The following is a 361-nucleotide window of genomic DNA, read 5'->3' on the forward strand; positions in this document are numbered from 1 at the left end:
AGCAGACCATCTCCACGATCACCGACAGCGTGGTCGCGGGGATGACGGAATGGCAGAACCGGCCGCTCGACGCGGTTTACCCGGTCGTCTTCATCGACTGTGTGAACGTGAAGATCAGGGAGGGGCAGGTCGCCAACCGGCCCGTCTACATGGCCGTGGCGGTCACTGCGGAGGGCCACCGCGACATCCTCGGCCTGTGGGTCGGCGACGGGGGCGAGGGGGCTAAATATTGGCTCCAGGTGCTGACCGAGATCAAAAACCGTGGCGCCGCGGACGTGCTGATGCTGGTCTGCGACGGGCTGACGGGGTTGCCGGACGCGGTCAATGCGGTCTGGCCTGCGACGATCGTGCAAACGTGCAT

Annotated in this window: 1 protein-coding gene; it reads left to right on the top strand. The window is 65.4% G+C overall.

The genetic code is table 11. From position 1 onward, the window contains the following. Window positions 1–361: transposase (locus R2S09_RS40365; protein ID WP_316746283.1), on the top strand; the 361-nt coding region annotated here is incomplete at both ends.

The sequence above is a fragment of the Streptomyces sp. MK7 genome, assembly GCF_032658145.1.
Lineage (GTDB): Bacteria > Actinomycetota > Actinomycetes > Streptomycetales > Streptomycetaceae > Streptomyces > Streptomyces spiralis.